This is a genomic window from Aquibacillus salsiterrae (assembly GCF_028416595.1).
Classification (GTDB): domain Bacteria; phylum Bacillota; class Bacilli; order Bacillales; family Amphibacillaceae; genus Aquibacillus_A; species Aquibacillus_A salsiterrae.
In genome coordinates this window covers 14,916-31,544 of the sequence record NZ_JAMQKC010000029.1, presented here as the reverse complement: position 1 = coordinate 31,544, position 16,629 = coordinate 14,916, and the positions used below count along the sequence as shown (strand labels likewise).

Below are 16,629 nucleotides of genomic sequence, written 5' to 3'. Positions count from 1 at the left end.
AATACATCTGAGCCTTTGCCTTGGGTTGCAAATAGTAAACGTTTGGTATCCGAATCAATAAATAATGTCACATACTTATGTCCTCTTGTCCGTGAGGTTTCATCCATGGCTATACGCGTAACGCCTGAATTCATCTTTTGTCATGCTTTCCGCTTCTTTTTTGGTTTCATCCATGGCTATACGCGTAACGCCTGTTACATCAATGTTTTTCATAGCCTCATTGACGTAGTATTTAAATACGCGCCATAAGCGAGTATCGTGTTCTCCAACTTTGCGAGCTACTGCACTAACCGGCATTTCAACCATCAAAGACATAACATGATACTCAAAAAACAAGGAAAGACCTGCACCTGGACGTGCCCAATCATTTTGAACAGTTAATATACTATTGCAGGAATTACATTTAACGCGAGGCACTCTGGCGTGAAGAATCGTTTTATATTGCCAGAAGTCAAGATGTCTCCAGGTGCGATCCTGATCTTGAGTATCGTGAACTTTACAGCCAGACGCTCCACATTTAGGACATGAGAATTCGGCACCTTTTCTATATTCAATATAGATATGCAATGTCTTCTCATCCTTGGCTAATTCATGGTGAAAAACATACCATGGTTCAGGAATTTCTAATGCAGATTGAAATACGTTATATTTTTCTTGAAAATCTATCATAAGGCAATCGACTCCTAGGTAATTTGATATTATCTACCCAGTATGGCCAACCTTATGAAACATTAAACTCCACATTAAATAGCGAGGAAGCATGAAAAGTAATGATAAAAGTATCTTCTCTAGTAAACTTCGTTATCAAAGAGATAAGCTAGAAAAGTATGTCCACGAATTACAGGAAAAATTGGCACAAAGGGAATACCAAGAAGCATTAGAACAAGTGGCAGGTACTAAAATATGAAGAATGATAAAAAGTTAAGTCTCGCAGATCAAAACAGACTTAAAACTACTGAAAAGGTTAAGGAAGCTCTTGAAAAATTAAAAAAGAGTAAACTACCAATCAACGTTAGTAGTGTTTCTAAGATGGCTAAAATATCACGAAAGACAATCTCAACTAATCGACCTGATCTAAAAGAAATGATTGAGGAAGCACGTTCGTTACAAAGTGATTTAGATTCTTCTGAAGGAGGAAAATCTAAGTCAAAGGGTACAACTCAATCTGAACGTGTCAAACAGCTAAGAGAGAAAAATAAAAATCTTATAGAAGACAAGAAAAAAATCCTGGAGCAAAATATGATTATTACTAAAGAAAACGCCAAATTGAAAGAAAGACTTGCAGACCTTGAAGAGAAATTGTATTCACAATCTAAAATTAAGATTGTTGAGATGAAAGAAAGAAGCTGAATAAATACCTACTCTCTAAAAAACACACTGGGTTCGATATAGATTAAGAAAGTTGGCAATATGTTTTTGCTGCTTCTGGAGAACCACCTTACAGAGCAGAGAGCATAGCTACACCGTAGCTGCTTGCCATTGGCTGAAGATAAATCAATGGTTGCGTCCAACAGACCGGTTTTAATATGTTTCGATAGTGTTTATCAAGTGGTTCTGTCACCGTTATAGTGGTTCAATATGTCTAATAAGCTGTTTCTATTAAAGTGAAATATTAAAGTTATAAATAATATATCTATCTATTTATCTACTTTACAAAAAATGTAAATAGTAGTACGTTAAGATTAGTGTATGGCCATATGCTAATTTTACTGAAGAAGGTGAAAAGATATGAATATCAGAAAGTATTTATTATCTACAATATTAGTATTTTGTTTTATATCGTTTGCAGGGATTACACCGATATTAGCAAATGAATCAACTGAGGTCACAACCAACATAGAAAATTCAATAGACAACAATGAAGAGAGTCCATCTAAAGACATTAATCTTGAAAAGGAAGTTGAAATTCAACCTAATGGTTATGTTGGAGGTGGAGTGGCCACTTCCGAGGGGCATAAGGGTTACGCAGAAATTGGAATGGATGTTGTTGCTCCTGGTGTGAGGATTCAATCGGCATATATTACCTATACAATCTATAAAAATTTTGGAGAATTTGATCCAAGAAATAATAGTCCTTACAGAACAATTAAAAAAAATTACTACCCAAACGGTAAAAGTTTTATAGAAGATGAATTTAATGTAAATTTATCTGCTGGGAAATACCAACTTAAAGTGAGTGGCTATATGTTTTCCTATGATAGTAGTGATATACCCTTAACTATACAACAATTCTGGAGTAGACCATTTACGGTCAACTGATAATAATGAATTTTAAATGGTTAGAAGAGTTAACCGATAAATCACCGTTTTCTGATAATTTTAATTACCAATATACTCATAAGGAAACATTTAGAGGGACAAAAAAATTTGATCATAAAAGGGTTTTGTCTACAGTAGAACAACTATTAATTTCACGATATTATATTTTAAATAAGGATGGATTATCAGACATTATTACACATGTTGAAGATTATGGGATTAATAGGTTAGAGCAATGCTTTGAGCTATTCAATACAGTGAAATATTTCTACAATAATGAAGTATTGAGGTTCGTTCGAGTGTCAAATCCCAAACAAGAGTCTCTGAGATTGTTTGAAAAACAGGTTAATACGAAGCAAATAAGTGATTTCGTAAGAAGTATCTATCTAAATCCTCATGATAAATTATCATTGTTTTCAAACTCAGAACTTGTATCAGAAACGCATCTGTCAAATCTTATAAGAATAGGATTTTCATTAAACACTGATTTTGTCGAAAAAGTTGATTTAAGAGAAACGCCTGAAGACTTATTAGATTTCATGAAATTCTGTCATCCAATGGAATATGGAGTTGAACCAAACAAACTAATAATGGATGAAAATATTTTAAATAACTATGCCGTAAGATTATTATCAACAATATATAAGAATGTCTATTTTATTGTAGATAAAGAAACAAGCAGGATAATTTATATTATGGGAAAAAACCAACTATAAGTCCGTTACATAACATCAGTTGAGCTTTTATTAAATAATCGAACATGTTATAATAAAAGTAACTAAAATAATTTTATTTTAAGTGTAAGTGTTGCCATGAGGGAACAACCAATTAATTAGTAATTTAAAGCGGTCTTTCGGACTGATTGATAATGGTTTCTAAAACCTAAAGTCAATATTCTGAAGATCGTTTTTTGCTTTATAAAAATACTATTCTCTAGTAGTTGTATAAAAAGATAAGAAAGGAGAGGAATGAACATAAATTACTCACTATCATTGGTATAATCAAGTTGAGATGTTATTAAACAATAAATTACTCAGTTTACAGTAAGTATAATTGCCCTTCTAATTAAAAGGAGGGACTACTTATGGCAGCTCGTCGCGGTCGCGCAAAGCGTCGTAAAGTGTGTTACTTCACAGCGAACGGCATTACACACATTGATTATAAAGATGTTGATTTACTAAGACGTTTCATTTCTGAGCGTGGAAAAATTCTTCCTCGTCGTGTAACTGGAACTTCTGCTAAGTATCAACGTAAATTGACAGTAGCAATTAAACGTGCACGTCAAATGGCTTTACTTCCATACGTGAACGATTAATAGAGAAAGCACAGTAGTTAATTCTACTGTGTTTTTTTAGTTTTTCAAAAAGAGAAGGCCATTCATTATTAATAAATAATTACAATTAAGGTAGATTAATAGAGAAAACGAGTTCTATTGTTTTTATTGAAAGGTAAGAAAATAGAAAAAATCTAAGAGCTGTCTAACTCCGGGCGCCTAGCCCCCGAACCGAAACGGAACTTAAATCTGTTAGGCTGAGCAAGGCGTTTGCGCTTTTTTTCTTGAAAATCGTGTGAAAGTGGTTGACATTCATCTATATTCTGCTATGATATATAAAAATTCTAATTACTCTAATTATGTTGATGAAGATAGATTCTATAATGTGTGAAACTAAAGAGAGCTGGTGGGTGGTGCAAACCAGTGTTTCCGTTATAGAGTAGCACTTCTGAATAGGCAGGCTGAATTTAGTAAGTCTGTTCGGTTCATGTACGTTATGCATGGCACCAAATGAAGACTGTTGTAAACGACAGTGAAAAAGGGTGGTACCGCGTGAATTCAACTTTTCGCCCCTTAACCAACATAGGGGGTGGGAAGTTTTTTTAATGGAAAAATATTTGTTAATTTAGGAAAATGAATAGAAATAGAATCGTGTTAAAAAATATTAACTAATGGAGGGACATAACATGGTCTATAAGGTTTTAATTAGTGATCCATTAAGTGAGGATGGAATTCAACCGCTAAGAGAAGCAGAAGGTATTGACGTAACAATCGACACAGGGTTAACACCAGATCAACTTGCTACTAAAATTGCTGAGTTTGATGCTTTGTTAGTTCGAAGTCAAACAAAAGTTACGAGAGACATCATTACAAATGCTAAAAATTTAAAAATAATTGGTCGGGCGGGTGTCGGTGTAGACAATATTGATTTGGACGCTGCAACAGAACACGGTATTATCGTTGTTAACGCACCAGATGGAAATACGAATTCAGCCGCTGAGCATACCATTGCAATGCTAATGTCACTAGCGCGTAAAATTCCACAAGCTTTTTACGCTTTGAAGCATCAAAAATGGGATCGTAAGTCTCATGTCGGCGTAGAGTTGAAAAATAAAACACTAGGTGTAATTGGTCTTGGCCGAATAGGGGCAGAAGTAGCTACACGTGCTAAAGGTCAGCGCATGAATGTGATTGCTTATGATCCATTTATAACTGCAGAGAAGGCAGATAAAATGGGTATCGACTATGGTACGGTTGAAGATGTAGTTAGGCAAGCAGACTTTATTACAGTCCATACACCACTTTTAAAAGAGACGAAGCATTTAATTAATAAGGAAGCCTTTGACAAAATGAAGAATGGCGTTCAAATCATTAATTGTGCTCGTGGTGGAATCATTGATGAGGATGCACTATATGAAGCTATTCTTAATAAAAAGGTGGCAGGTGCAGCACTGGATGTGTTTGAAGAAGAGCCAGCTGTAAACCATAAGCTACTCGAACTTCCAGAGGTAATTGCAACCCCACACCTCGGTGCAAGTACCGTAGAAGCCCAAGAGAACGTAGCAATTGATGTCAGTGAGGATGTAGTTAGATTCTTAACTGTGGGATTAGCGAGAAATCCGGTTAATCTTCCATCTGTTCCAAGAGAAGTAATGAAAATGATTGAACCGTATTTTCATTTGTCAGAAAAGCTTGGCACATTCCTATCTTATTTAACAAAAGATGTTATTGAGGAAATCAACATTTATTATTCCGGCGATCTTCGTGAAGTCCAAATTGCCCCATTAACACGAAATACAATTAAAGGGTTACTGAAAAGGCACCTCGGGGAGCACGTGAATGATGTGAATGCATCCTACTTAGCTGAGAAAAAAGGAATTACAGTCAATGAACACAAATCAAGTTCAACGAAAGGCTTTACGAACCTGTTGACAGTCGAAGTGAAAACAAGTAAATCAACGAGAAAAGTTGCTGGTACACTGCTAAACGGCTTAGGCGCACGAATTGTTCAGGTCGATAGTTATAGTGTCGATGTTGTCCCTGAAGGGCATCTCGTCTTTATTCATCACAAAGATCAACCAGGTGCAATTGGGCGAGTGGGGAGTTTACTTGCTGAACGCGACATTAACATTGCAACGATGCAAGTAGGCCGGTCTGATGTTGGTGGCGATGCAATTATGATGTTAACAATTGATAGGCTGTTAGAGCAAGATGAGTTAGACCAATTAACAAAGCTAACAGATATTTATGGAGTGACATCAATCGAGTTATAAAATCTGATTTAGGGTAACTCTTGGATTTAATTCTTTCTATCTATAGAAATAAAAGCAGGCCTAATAAAAAGATTAATCGGTCTGCTTTTTGCTGTTTTCTTACTTTCAATTCTATTCCTCTGACCATCAACTGACAAGATTATTGCTTGTTTAACTTTTCTAATAAAGGAAATAACTCTTCTAGGTGTTTAATTTCATAACTTGGTTCTACTTCTGTCTTTTGCTTGTTTTCCCGGTTAATCCATACATTTTTCATTCCAATTCGGTTTGAACCGAGAATGTCAGTCATCAAATTATCTCCAACCATGATTGCCTCATCCTTACTTACGTTGGCAACTTCTAGTGCATGGTCAAAGATAGATGGATCTGGTTTTCCACGGCCAAACGCACCTGAAATAATAATGTGGTCAAAATAATTAGTTAGCTCTGGTGTGATCGTCAACTTAGTGTTTTGTAGATCAGGTGAACCGTTAGTAAGTAATAAGAGTTGATAATCATTGTTTAGTCTTTCTAATACGGAAAATGTTTCTTCATAGACAAATGGGTTTTTTTGTCTTTCTAATGGAAAACGTTCCGCTAATTCCTCACCAAAGCTTGTGTCTTCTATTCCTAATTTTTTTAGTCCATTTGTCCAGGCAACTTTTCGGTAGCTTGGTACAATTTCTTTCATTTTTCTAAAATTATCTTCATCATCAAGAAAGTTTCCCCACAGGCCTTCAAATGGATTAATACCAATCATTTTAGTGAATTCATAAGTAGAATAGGATTGGTATAATTTAGTTGCTTCTGTTCGGACAGCTTCTTCAAGCTTGTCTGGGTCGACACCGTATTTTTGTTCAGCTAACTGGCATGTATTTCGGAATGCGACCTGGACACTTTTTTTGTCCCAAAGAAGTGTGTCATCGAGATCAAAGATAATTGTTGTAATCATAACTTGTCCTCCAAAAAAAATAGCATTTCTACTATTATAATACGGAATGACTAAAAGTTCAGTAATCACTGTCGATAAATTGTCAAGAAACACTGCCTGCTTAGGGAGAAAGATTTGTAATCATGCCTAGTAATCGTTTATAATCATGACGAAGGCTATTGATACGTATGTTAAAATAAAGAGATAAGCACAGCGCTTAAGCTGTGCTTTTTTAACAAAACAATAAGTACTTAGAGAGGTAAACGGGGTGACGCTTTAGTGGGTGACACTAAGATTTTAAAAGACGGGTTTCAATTGGGGATTATTTATTTACTAATCCTTTATGCAACAATTTTTATACCAGCACTAGAATTACTAACTATTTTCGTGTTACCAGTTCCATTTATTTTATTTGCTGCAAGATACGGGAAAAAGCCTGTCGTTGTTTTTAACATTATTTTATTTGTCCTAGTATTATTTCTGGCTGCATTATTATCCATTCCGTTAACGATACTAGCCGGGTTTGGTGGGACATTGATTGGACTTGGAATACATGCAAAGCTAACACCTTATGAGACTTGGGCACGAGGAACACTAGGATTTGTACTAGGTTTATTATTCATTTTTTTATTTATCCAATTGGTCTGGAATATAAATCTAATTAATCAGTTCAATTTAGCTGTAGCTGATTCCGTTACCATGAGTCAGGAAATGTTACAAACGATTGGATTAAACCTTTCAACAAATGAACTGGATTTAATTAGACAACAAATGCTTCAATTGGCAACATTAGTGCCAGTATTTCTTGTAGCACTAGCTATCTTTCTTAGCTTTGTATCCCAGTGGATTGGGTACCGATTAATAGGCCGATTTGATAAGCTCCGGTTAAGATTTCCACCATTTCGAGATTTTCAATTACCGAAAATTATAATCTGGATTTACTTGTTGGCGATTATTTTTACTTGGATGGAATTAGACCCAAATAGTATGCTAAACCAAGTAGTGCTGAATGTGGTAAATTTAGCAGCACTATTAATTGTTTTGCAAGGGTTCTCCTTTATTTTTTATTATGTCCATGTAAAAAAGCGAACAAAGGTAATTCCTATTATTGCCATTATAGTTAGTATTCTTTTCCCGTTCATAGGTCTTTATCTGATAAGATTATTAGGTATAATTGATTTAGGGTTTTCTTTAAGGGAAAGAATCAAGAAAACTAATTGAGCTCATACTTTCGGTTTAGGAGCTGACTTTCATGCCAGATTTTTTTAAAAAGCCAACCATGAGTAGGCATTTGTTATTTATTTATTCCCTAGCGGTGATATTACTAGGTGTTATTTGGTATTATCAGTGGGTATTTGGAATAATCATGACAATCCTCTTGGTTGTTTCTTTATACTACACGATTGAAACAGAGAAAAATTTAATAAGTGAAACAGAAGAATATATTTCAACCCTTTCCTATCGAGTTAAAAAAGTAGGCGAGGAAGCGTTACTTGAGATGCCAATCGGTATTGTGCTATATAGTGATGATTATGTCATGGAATGGACAAATCCATATATGAATCAGTTGACTTCTGAGGAAACGCTAGTAGGTAAATCATTAAACACATTGTCAGAAAATTTAATTCCATTGATTAAAGAAGAGAATAATGAAATATGGATTAAAATTAACGATTATGACTTTCAAACACTCATTCGCCGCCAAGAAAGACTACTATATTTGTTTGACCGAACCAAACAAACGGAAATTCAAAATCTTTATCATAATGAACAAACGGTATTGGCGATTATCTTTCTTGATAATTATGAAGAGATTACCCAAGCGATGGATGATACGGCAAAAAGTCATATTAATTCGAGAGTCACAACGATTTTAAATGAATGGTCAATTCAAAATGGTATTTACTTAAAGCGGATTTCTTCAGAAAGATTTGTTGCAGTATTAAATCAACAAATCTTAAATCTGCTTGAAAAAACGAAATTTGAGATTTTAGATGAGGTTAGAGAACTCATTTCTGATAATAAAAATGTTCCTTTAACATTAAGTATTGGGGTTGGATTAGGAGGGGTATCCTTACCTAATCTAGGTGAGTTAGCCCAATCAAGCCTTGATTTAGCACTTGGACGCGGTGGCGACCAAGTAGTGATTAAAGACGAAGCAGGTAAGGTTCGTTTTTACGGTGGTAAAACAAATCCAATGGAAAAGCGGACGCGTGTTAGGGCAAGAGTTATTTCCCACGCCTTAAAGGAGCTCGTTCAAGATTGTGATCAAGTCATGATTATGGGCCATAAAGCACCGGATATGGACTCCATTGGTGCAGCAATTGGTGTGTTAAAAGTAGCCTTAGCGAATGAAGTACCAGGCTTTGTTATCCTTGACAAGCAGGATATTGACACGGGTGTACAACGGCTAATCGATGAAATTAGGGAAGAAGAGGAGCTGTGGACTCATTTTATCAGCCCTGAGCAAGCACTTGAATCGGTAACGAGAAATACCTTAATTGTTGTTGTCGATACCCATAAGCCATCATTAGTTGCTGAGGGGCGTTTGTTAGGAAAAACGGACCGGACAGTTGTTATCGACCATCACAGACGTGGGGAAGAATTTATTGATAAGCCAACGCTAGTCTATATGGAGCCATATGCTTCTTCAACAGCGGAACTGGTTACAGAATTATTAGAATATCAACCGAAGAATTTAAAACTAAACATGTTAGAGTCGACTGCCTTATTAGCAGGTATTATTGTTGATACGAAAAGCTTTACGTTAAGAACTGGATCACGAACATTTGATGCGGCTTCTTATTTAAGATCAAAAGGAGCAGATACTGTTCTTGTACAGCGGTTTATGAAAGAGGACTTAGATACATTTGTTAAGCGGAGTCATTTAATTGAAAACACGATGATTTATCGCAATGGGGTTGCTATTTCGATTGGTAATCCTGGAGAAACCTTTGGTCCAGTTATTATAGCTCAAGCTGCTGATACATTATTAACAATGAGTGGAATACATGCCTCATTCGTTGTGTCAGAACGTGATGATAATCGAATTGGAATAAGTGCACGTTCATTAGGAAATGTCAATGTTCAAATCATAATGGAAAAACTAAATGGTGGTGGTCATTTAACGAATGCAGCGACCCAGTTAGATGATACAACGATAGATGACGCAGTTGAGCAATTAAAAGAAATCATTGATGACTATTTTGACGGGGAGGATTCAGGATGAAGGTAATTTTCACACAAGATGTTAAAGGTAAAGGAAAAAAAGGTGAAGTAAAAAATGTTTCTGACGGGTATGCAAGAAATTTCTTATTAAAAAACAACTTAGCTGTTGAAGCAACAAGTGGGAATGTGAAAGCACTAGAAGCACAAAAAAATAAAGAAAAGCAACTAGAAAAAGAAGAAGTTGAAGATGCGAAGAAGCTTAAAGAAAAGCTTGAGCAGTTAACGGTAGAAGTAATAGCTAAATCTGGTGAGGGCGGTAAACTATTTGGCTCCATCACAAGTAAACAAATTGCAGATCAATTGAAAAAATCACATAACATTAAAATGGATAAGCGGAAGATTGAGCTAGATAATCCAATTAGAGCGTTGGGATATACAAATGTTCCGGTCAAAATTCACCCAGAAGTAACAGGGACAATAAAGGTTCACGTAACAGAAAAATAAATTTACTAGAATGGGAGGTGTATCACCTCCCATTCTTTTCTTCTTTATGTTAATCGCTATTTCGTTTATTATTAGAGTTAGACGTTTTTTACTAGTACGTGTTTAAACTTTTGGAACAACCTCTATTAGGAAAAAGTTTTAAGGGGAAGGAGCAAACCGGAATGAGTGACCAATATAATAGTGATCGTAGACCGCCTCATAATATTGAAGCTGAACAAGCTGTTATTGGAGCAATCTTTTTAGAACCGGATGCACTAACTACTGCTTCTGAACTATTAATGCCAGATGACTTTTATCGGGCAAGCCACCAGCGTATTTACAGTGTCATGCTAAGTCTATCAGATAAAGGGGAACCAATTGATCTTGTCACAGTGACGACCGCACTTGCTAATGCTAAAATACTTGATGAGGTCGGCGGGGTATCCTATCTTAGTGACTTGGCTAATGCGGTACCGACTGCTGCAAATGTGGAGTATTATAGTAAAATTGTTGAAGAAAAGGCGTTACTAAGAAGGTTAATTAGAACAGCAACTGACATTGTTACGTCTAGTTTTGACCATGAAGATGACGTAAACCAAGTGTTAAATGAAGCGGAAAAAAATATTCTAGAAGTCTCGCATCGGCAAAATTCAGGTGCGTTTAAAAATATTAAAGATGTCTTAATCCAAGTTTATGATAATATAGAGCAATTACATCATAGTAAAGCAGAGGTTACTGGAATTCCAACCGGATTTAGAGACTTAGATAAAATCACATCAGGGTTTCAGCGCAACGATTTAATTATTGTTGCTGCCCGCCCATCGGTTGGTAAAACAGCGTTTGCCTTAAATATTGCTCAAAATGTAGCAATAAAGACAGATGAAAATGTTGCTATTTTTAGCTTAGAGATGGGTGCTGACCAGCTTGTAAATCGTATGCTTTGTGCAGAAGGAAATATAGATGCACAACGTCTTCGTACAGGGAGTCTGCAGGCAGAAGACTGGAGTAAACTAACGATGGCAATGGGAAGTCTATCAAATGCAGGTATTTTCATTGATGATACTCCCGGTATTCGTGTAAGTGAAATTCGGTCGAAATGCCGTCGGTTAAAACAAGAGCATGGTTTAGGTATGATTTTAATTGATTACCTGCAATTAATTCAAGGTAGTGGTAAACCAGGGGAAAACCGTCAGCAAGAAGTATCAGAGATTTCGCGTTCTTTAAAAGGATTAGCCAGAGAATTAAATGTACCGTTAATTGCCTTATCACAGCTTTCCCGTGGGGTAGAGTCTCGTCAAGATAAGCGGCCAATGATGTCTGACTTACGTGAATCAGGAAGTATCGAGCAAGATGCAGATATCGTTGGATTTTTATACAGAGATGATTACTATGATAAAGAATCAGAAAAACAAAACATTATTGAGATCATTTTGGCAAAGCAGCGTAATGGTCCAGTTGGTACGGTGGAACTTGCTTTTGTGAAGGAATATAACAAGTTTGTTGATTTGGATCACAGGTACCAAGAAAGTGATATTCCACCAGTTGGCGCTGGTGCATAGATATAAGCAGAATGAAAAAGAGTTGCTAGTGAATACTACTAGTAACTCTTTTTTTTTTTTGAGAAAAGTAATTGTTGATGAATAATACGCAGGAACCTTTGACAAAAGATCAAGTGTCATCAACCACACCGGAAATACATAGGTGGCTGATGAGCCTCATCTAGCTGAAGCTTTGTGTAGTCTCACTGTTTTCAAGTAATCTTTACTAAATAGAGTCTAAAGTTATTTAGGAATCAGGAATTGGTAAATTACGAACAAATGAATACCAGAATAAATAAACGTTCGTAAATTGCATTGACATTACCAGAATCGATTGGTAAACTTACTTTATTACGTATAATTTCAATTTTTCGGAGGTGCTTTGATGTCCTCAGTAGTAGTTGTTGGAACCCAATGGGGAGATGAAGGAAAAGGTAAAATTACTGATTTCCTTTCACAAAATGCAGAAGTAGTCGCACGTTATCAAGGTGGTAACAATGCAGGTCATACAATTAAATTTGATGGGATTACATATAAATTACATTTAATTCCTTCTGGGATTTTCTTTAAGGAAAAGATTTGTGTCCTTGGTAATGGTATGGTTATCGACCCGAAAGCTTTAGTGGAGGAGTTAAAATACCTTCATGATAAAGGGGTTAACACAGATAACTTAAGAATAAGTAATCGTGCCCATGTTATTCTTCCGTACCATTTAAAACTTGATGAACTACAGGAAGAGGAAAAAGGCGCTAATAAGATTGGTACAACGAAAAAAGGCATAGGACCTGCGTACATGGATAAAGCAGCAAGAGTCGGAATTCGAATCGCAGACCTATTAGATAAAGAAGCATTCCAAGAGAAGTTAGCACAAAACTTGAAAGAAAAAAATCGCTTATTCAATAAAGTGTACGAAACATCTGAAATCAAAATTGAAGATATTTTAGAAGAATATTATGAGTATGGGCAACAAGTGGCGAAGTATGTATGTGATACTTCTGTCGTGCTTAATGATGCTCTAGATGAAGGAAGACGTGTATTGTTTGAAGGTGCACAAGGTGTTATGTTAGACATTGACCAAGGTACCTATCCATTCGTAACTTCATCCAATCCTATTGCAGGTGGAGTAACGATTGGTTCTGGTGTTGGTCCATCTAAAATTGATCATGTTGTAGGTGTATCAAAAGCTTATACGACTCGGGTAGGGGATGGCCCATTTCCAACCGAGCTCAATAATGAAATTGGTGATAAAATTCGTGAAGTTGGTAACGAATATGGCACGACTACAGGGAGACCTAGAAGAGTTGGTTGGTTTGATAGTGTTGTTGTTCGTCATGCAAGAAGAGTTTCGGGGATAACCGATCTATCATTAAATTCCATTGATGTACTTACAGGCTTAGAAACGTTAAAGATTTGTACTGCTTACCAATATAAAGGGGAAATTATTAATGAATTTCCCGCGAGCTTAAAAATGTTAGCTGAATGTGAGCCAGTATATGAAGAGTTACCAGGCTGGACAGAAGACATTACAGGTGTAAAAAGCTTACATGAACTACCGGAAAATGCACGCCATTATTTAGAAAGAGTTTCACAATTAACAGGTATTCCATTGTCCGTATTCTCTGTTGGTCCCGATCGCTCACAGACAAACATTGTCAGAAGTGTGTACAGTTAATAGTAAAAGAAAAGTAGCTCCAAGGAGATTTCAAAAAAATGTCAGCATCCAGTATGATGCTGACATTTTTTTGTTCAAAGAAAAGAAAGTTAAACAACCCAAGAGCTGTCTAGCTTCGGGTGCCTAGTCCTCGAGGTCTTTTGTTCTTCCCTTAAAAATAATCATAGCTAAGCGGGAATAAACATACGATAGTTTTACTCACCTGTTTGGACAGTAACTAAAGGTATCATTAGGGAGAAGTAACCAGGTATTTGTCATAGCTTTGTAATATTTATGGTTATTATATGGTAATAAAGTGTCGAAATTTATCCTATTTCGTTCTTTAGCAGGATAAATTTGGAATTTATTATACAGTTTCTTTACATTACAATTAAAGGCATTTCAATTGTATTGCTACTTGTGGTAGATTAAAGAAGGCAAAATATATGGAAAAATAATGAATCAATGCTTAAATTCACCTTCATTGGTACATAGGAAGTTATGTTTTTGCTATGTAGGAGGAAAAAACATGTGGAAGAATAAAAAAGATTTTGGTTTAACAAAGCAAGTTGATCTCACAAAAAATAATTTAAATTTTATAAAGAAGACAGCTATTTCTACCGTGTTAGGAATAGGAGTCACCTATAGTGTAGTGTATGCCAATGACTTTCAGGTGGCTACTGTTTATCATGTCTACGTTGATGGTGAACACGTCGGTACTGTTGATGACAAATCTGTTGTTGAAACCTATGTAAATAATCAAATAAAGGCAGAAGGCAAAGAATATGATGATTATCAATTCTCCATTGATGAAGAAATCACATATGTTTCTGAAAGAGTATTTCAACCAAAAACAGAGAACGACAGTGTAATAAAGCAACTGGAAGATGAATTGTCAGTTAAAGTCAATGCAATTGAAGTGAAAATCGGCGATGAAGTACTCGGCTATTTTAAAGACATGACAACTGCAAAAGAAATGTTAGACGCCTACAAGGCAAATTACGTAGATTTAAACATTGTTAAGCAATTAGAAAGTTATAATCCTAGTGTTAGGCAGGCAACGGGAAATCTATCGGTAGGAAGTTCTAAAATAGTAGACGTTTCTTTTTCTGAAAAAGTTTCACTTTCTGAACAAAAAGTTTTACCGAATCAAATCTTTTCTGAAGATAAGGCTTTAAGGCTGCTTGAGAAAGGAACGCTTGAAGATAAGATTTATGCCGTTAAAGAAGGCGACGTACTCGGAAAGATTGCAGCTACATATAATTTAACATTGGCAGACATTTTGGAATTAAATCCTTCTTTATCTGAAGATTCCGTATTACAAATAGGACAGGAAATAAATGTGACAGACTATGAACCGCTGGTCGATGTTATTGTAATGAAAGAATCATTAGAGGAAGAGGAAATCGACTATGAAACAAAGGTTGAAGAATCGGATGAAATGTATCGTGGTGATACTAAGGTAAAACAAAAAGGTAGAGAAGGCTTAAAGAAAGTCTCCTATTCTACTAAATTAGTGAATGGTAAAGTTTCATCAAAAGAGGCATTAAAAGAAACAATCATACAGGAACCAGTAACTAAAATAGTTGTAAAAGGGACTAAAATTATTCCATCACGGGGTACAGGAGAATTCACTTGGCCAACGGTTGGAGGAACGATTACGAGCCAAATGGGGTTGCGTTGGGGAGCTGTCCACAAGGGGCTCGACATTGCTGGTGTAAGTGACCGAACGATTAAGGCAGCTGATAATGGTGTTGTTGAGTTTGCCGGTTGGGATGGTGGATATGGAAATAAGGTTGTCATCGACCACCGCAACGGGTATAAAACTATTTATGCGCATATGTCAGCACTAAGTGTTGGTAAAGGGGATACAGTGCCAAAAGGTACGAGAATTGGTACAATGGGTACTACTGGTGATTCAACAGGAGTACATCTTCATTTTGAAGTATACAAAAACGGGGCAAGAGTCAATCCGTTGGAACTATTTTAAGTAGTGAATGCAAAACCGTATATCAAAACTAAGATGGCGTGCAAATTGGACACAAATTTGACACGCCATTTTTGTATGTTATTTTTTGCATTGGGTACAGTCTGTTTTTAAGTATTATTTTTCAATGGGTATCGTATTCCAACATTAACTGTAAAGTCTTGCTCCCCTTCAATCCCCTTTGTCAGAACGAAACTTACCCTCACTATGTTGCGACAATATAAACCATTAACAGCAGGGAATTATCTTAATTAATCGAACTAATTATGGAGAAGCACTGTTTCTGCTTGGAAAATAATACGTTTTACAAATAAAAGACTTTTACTTATATTTACGATAAAATAAAGGGATAAGAGTTTTTAAAAAGGATGTGAAATGATGGCTCAAAAAATACTAGTTGTTGATGACGAGAAGCCAATTGCCGATATTTTAAAATTTAATCTTGAGAAGGAAGGGTATCAAGTAATATGTGCCTATGATGGGGATGAGGCCATTGCACTTACTGAACAAGAAGACCCTGACTTACTACTGTTAGATATTATGTTACCAAATAAAGATGGAAATGAAGTATGTCGTGAAATTAGAAAACGGCACAATATGCCAATCATTATGTTAACAGCGAAGGACTCAGAAATTGATAAGGTGTTAGGTCTTGAGCTTGGTGCAGATGACTACGTGACTAAACCGTTCAGTAATCGAGAAGTGATAGCTCGTGTTAAAGCAAATTTACGTCGATTACAACAGGCACCAGATGACCAACAAAAACAAAATAAAGACATTACTATTGGTAGTCTAGTCATTCACCCAGATGCCTACACGGTAACAAGAGACGGTAAGTATATTGAATTAACTCACCGGGAATTTGAATTATTGCATTACCTAGCTCGTCATATTGGGCAAGTAATGACCCGTGAACACTTGCTTGAGACGGTTTGGGGCTATGATTATTATGGGGATGTTCGTACAGTCGATGTTACGGTTCGTAGGCTCCGCGAGAAGATAGAGGATAATCCTAGTAACCCACTATGGATCGTGACAAGAAGAGGAGTCGGTTATTATTTGCGGAATCCTGATCAGGAGTAGGTTT

The 16,629-nt window shown here is 36.0% G+C and carries 15 protein-coding genes and 1 other annotated feature; of the genes, 13 read left to right on the top strand and 2 right to left on the bottom strand.

The features are described from left to right. Positions 1–99: 99 nt before the first annotated feature. Positions 100–669: a helix-turn-helix domain-containing protein gene (locus NC799_RS16655; protein WP_272447574.1), complete on the bottom strand. Its 570-nt coding sequence runs from the start codon at positions 667–669 to the stop codon at positions 100–102. A gap of 91 nt (positions 670–760) precedes the next feature. Between NC799_RS16655 and NC799_RS16650 the strand changes: the two genes are divergently transcribed. The 6 genes from NC799_RS16650 to serA all read left to right on the top strand — a co-directional run bounded on the left by NC799_RS16650 (position 761) and on the right by serA (position 5,805). Beyond that, positions 761–907: a hypothetical protein gene (locus tag NC799_RS16650; protein ID WP_272447573.1), complete on the top strand. Its 147-nt coding sequence runs from the start codon at positions 761–763 to the stop codon at positions 905–907. Beyond that, complete coding sequence (locus tag NC799_RS16645) at positions 904–1,350, top strand: hypothetical protein (protein WP_272447572.1); 447 nt, start codon at positions 904–906, stop codon at positions 1,348–1,350. The genes NC799_RS16650 and NC799_RS16645 overlap by 4 nt, the downstream gene beginning before the upstream one ends. Positions 1,351–1,728: 378 nt before the next feature. Continuing rightward, positions 1,729–2,259, top strand: coding sequence for a hypothetical protein (locus tag NC799_RS16640; RefSeq protein WP_272447571.1), 531 nt, complete (start codon positions 1,729–1,731; stop codon positions 2,257–2,259). A gap of 5 nt (positions 2,260–2,264) precedes the next feature. Then, positions 2,265–2,975, top strand: coding sequence for a hypothetical protein (locus NC799_RS16635; RefSeq protein WP_272447570.1), 711 nt, complete (start codon positions 2,265–2,267; stop codon positions 2,973–2,975). A 368-nt stretch (positions 2,976–3,343) separates the two neighbouring features. Further along, the gene (gene rpsR / locus NC799_RS16630) at positions 3,344–3,574 is read left to right on the top strand and encodes a 30S ribosomal protein S18 (RefSeq protein ID WP_272447569.1); all 231 of its coding nucleotides are present in this window, start codon (positions 3,344–3,346) and stop codon (positions 3,572–3,574) included. Positions 3,575–3,885: 311 nt separating this feature from the next. Next, positions 3,886–4,109, top strand: a binding site (T-box leader). Positions 4,110–4,218: 109 nt separating this feature from the next. Next, a complete protein-coding gene (serA, locus tag NC799_RS16625; protein WP_272447568.1) occupies positions 4,219–5,805 on the top strand; it encodes a phosphoglycerate dehydrogenase in 1,587 nt (528 codons plus the stop codon). Between the two features lie 139 nt (positions 5,806–5,944). Here serA and NC799_RS16620 read toward each other — a convergent pair whose 3' ends face one another. After that, positions 5,945–6,736: an HAD family hydrolase gene (locus NC799_RS16620; RefSeq protein WP_272447567.1), complete on the bottom strand. Its 792-nt coding sequence runs from the start codon at positions 6,734–6,736 to the stop codon at positions 5,945–5,947. 258 nt (positions 6,737–6,994) lie between these two features. Here NC799_RS16620 and NC799_RS16615 point away from each other — a divergent pair, with 258 nt between their 5' ends. The 7 genes from NC799_RS16615 (at position 6,995) to yycF (ending at position 16,625) form a co-directional block, all read left to right on the top strand. Continuing rightward, positions 6,995–7,936, top strand: coding sequence for a YybS family protein (locus tag NC799_RS16615; protein ID WP_272447566.1), 942 nt, complete (start codon positions 6,995–6,997; stop codon positions 7,934–7,936). A gap of 31 nt (positions 7,937–7,967) precedes the next feature. Beyond that, positions 7,968–9,944 (top strand): DHH family phosphoesterase, encoded by a 1,977-nt coding sequence (locus NC799_RS16610; protein WP_272447565.1) that lies wholly within the window; start codon positions 7,968–7,970, stop codon positions 9,942–9,944. Next, positions 9,941–10,387, top strand: a complete 447-nt coding sequence (gene rplI / locus NC799_RS16605) for a 50S ribosomal protein L9 (RefSeq protein ID WP_272447564.1) — start codon at positions 9,941–9,943, stop codon at positions 10,385–10,387. The genes NC799_RS16610 and rplI overlap by 4 nt, the downstream gene beginning before the upstream one ends. Before the next feature lie 161 nt (positions 10,388–10,548). Beyond that, positions 10,549–11,925 carry a replicative DNA helicase gene (gene dnaB, locus NC799_RS16600; RefSeq protein ID WP_272447563.1) on the top strand — a complete coding sequence of 459 codons (1,377 nt, stop codon included), beginning with the start codon at positions 10,549–10,551 and terminating at the stop codon, positions 11,923–11,925. 364 nt (positions 11,926–12,289) lie between these two features. Then, positions 12,290–13,576: an adenylosuccinate synthase gene (locus NC799_RS16595; RefSeq protein ID WP_272447562.1), complete on the top strand. Its 1,287-nt coding sequence runs from the start codon at positions 12,290–12,292 to the stop codon at positions 13,574–13,576. A gap of 508 nt (positions 13,577–14,084) precedes the next feature. Beyond that, entirely contained in the window at positions 14,085–15,545 is a 1,461-nt protein-coding gene (locus tag NC799_RS16590) for a peptidoglycan DD-metalloendopeptidase family protein (RefSeq protein WP_272447561.1), read from the top strand. A 375-nt stretch (positions 15,546–15,920) separates the two neighbouring features. Further along, entirely contained in the window at positions 15,921–16,625 is a 705-nt protein-coding gene (gene yycF / locus NC799_RS16585) for a response regulator YycF (protein ID WP_272447560.1), read from the top strand. Positions 16,626–16,629 lie beyond the last annotated feature (4 nt).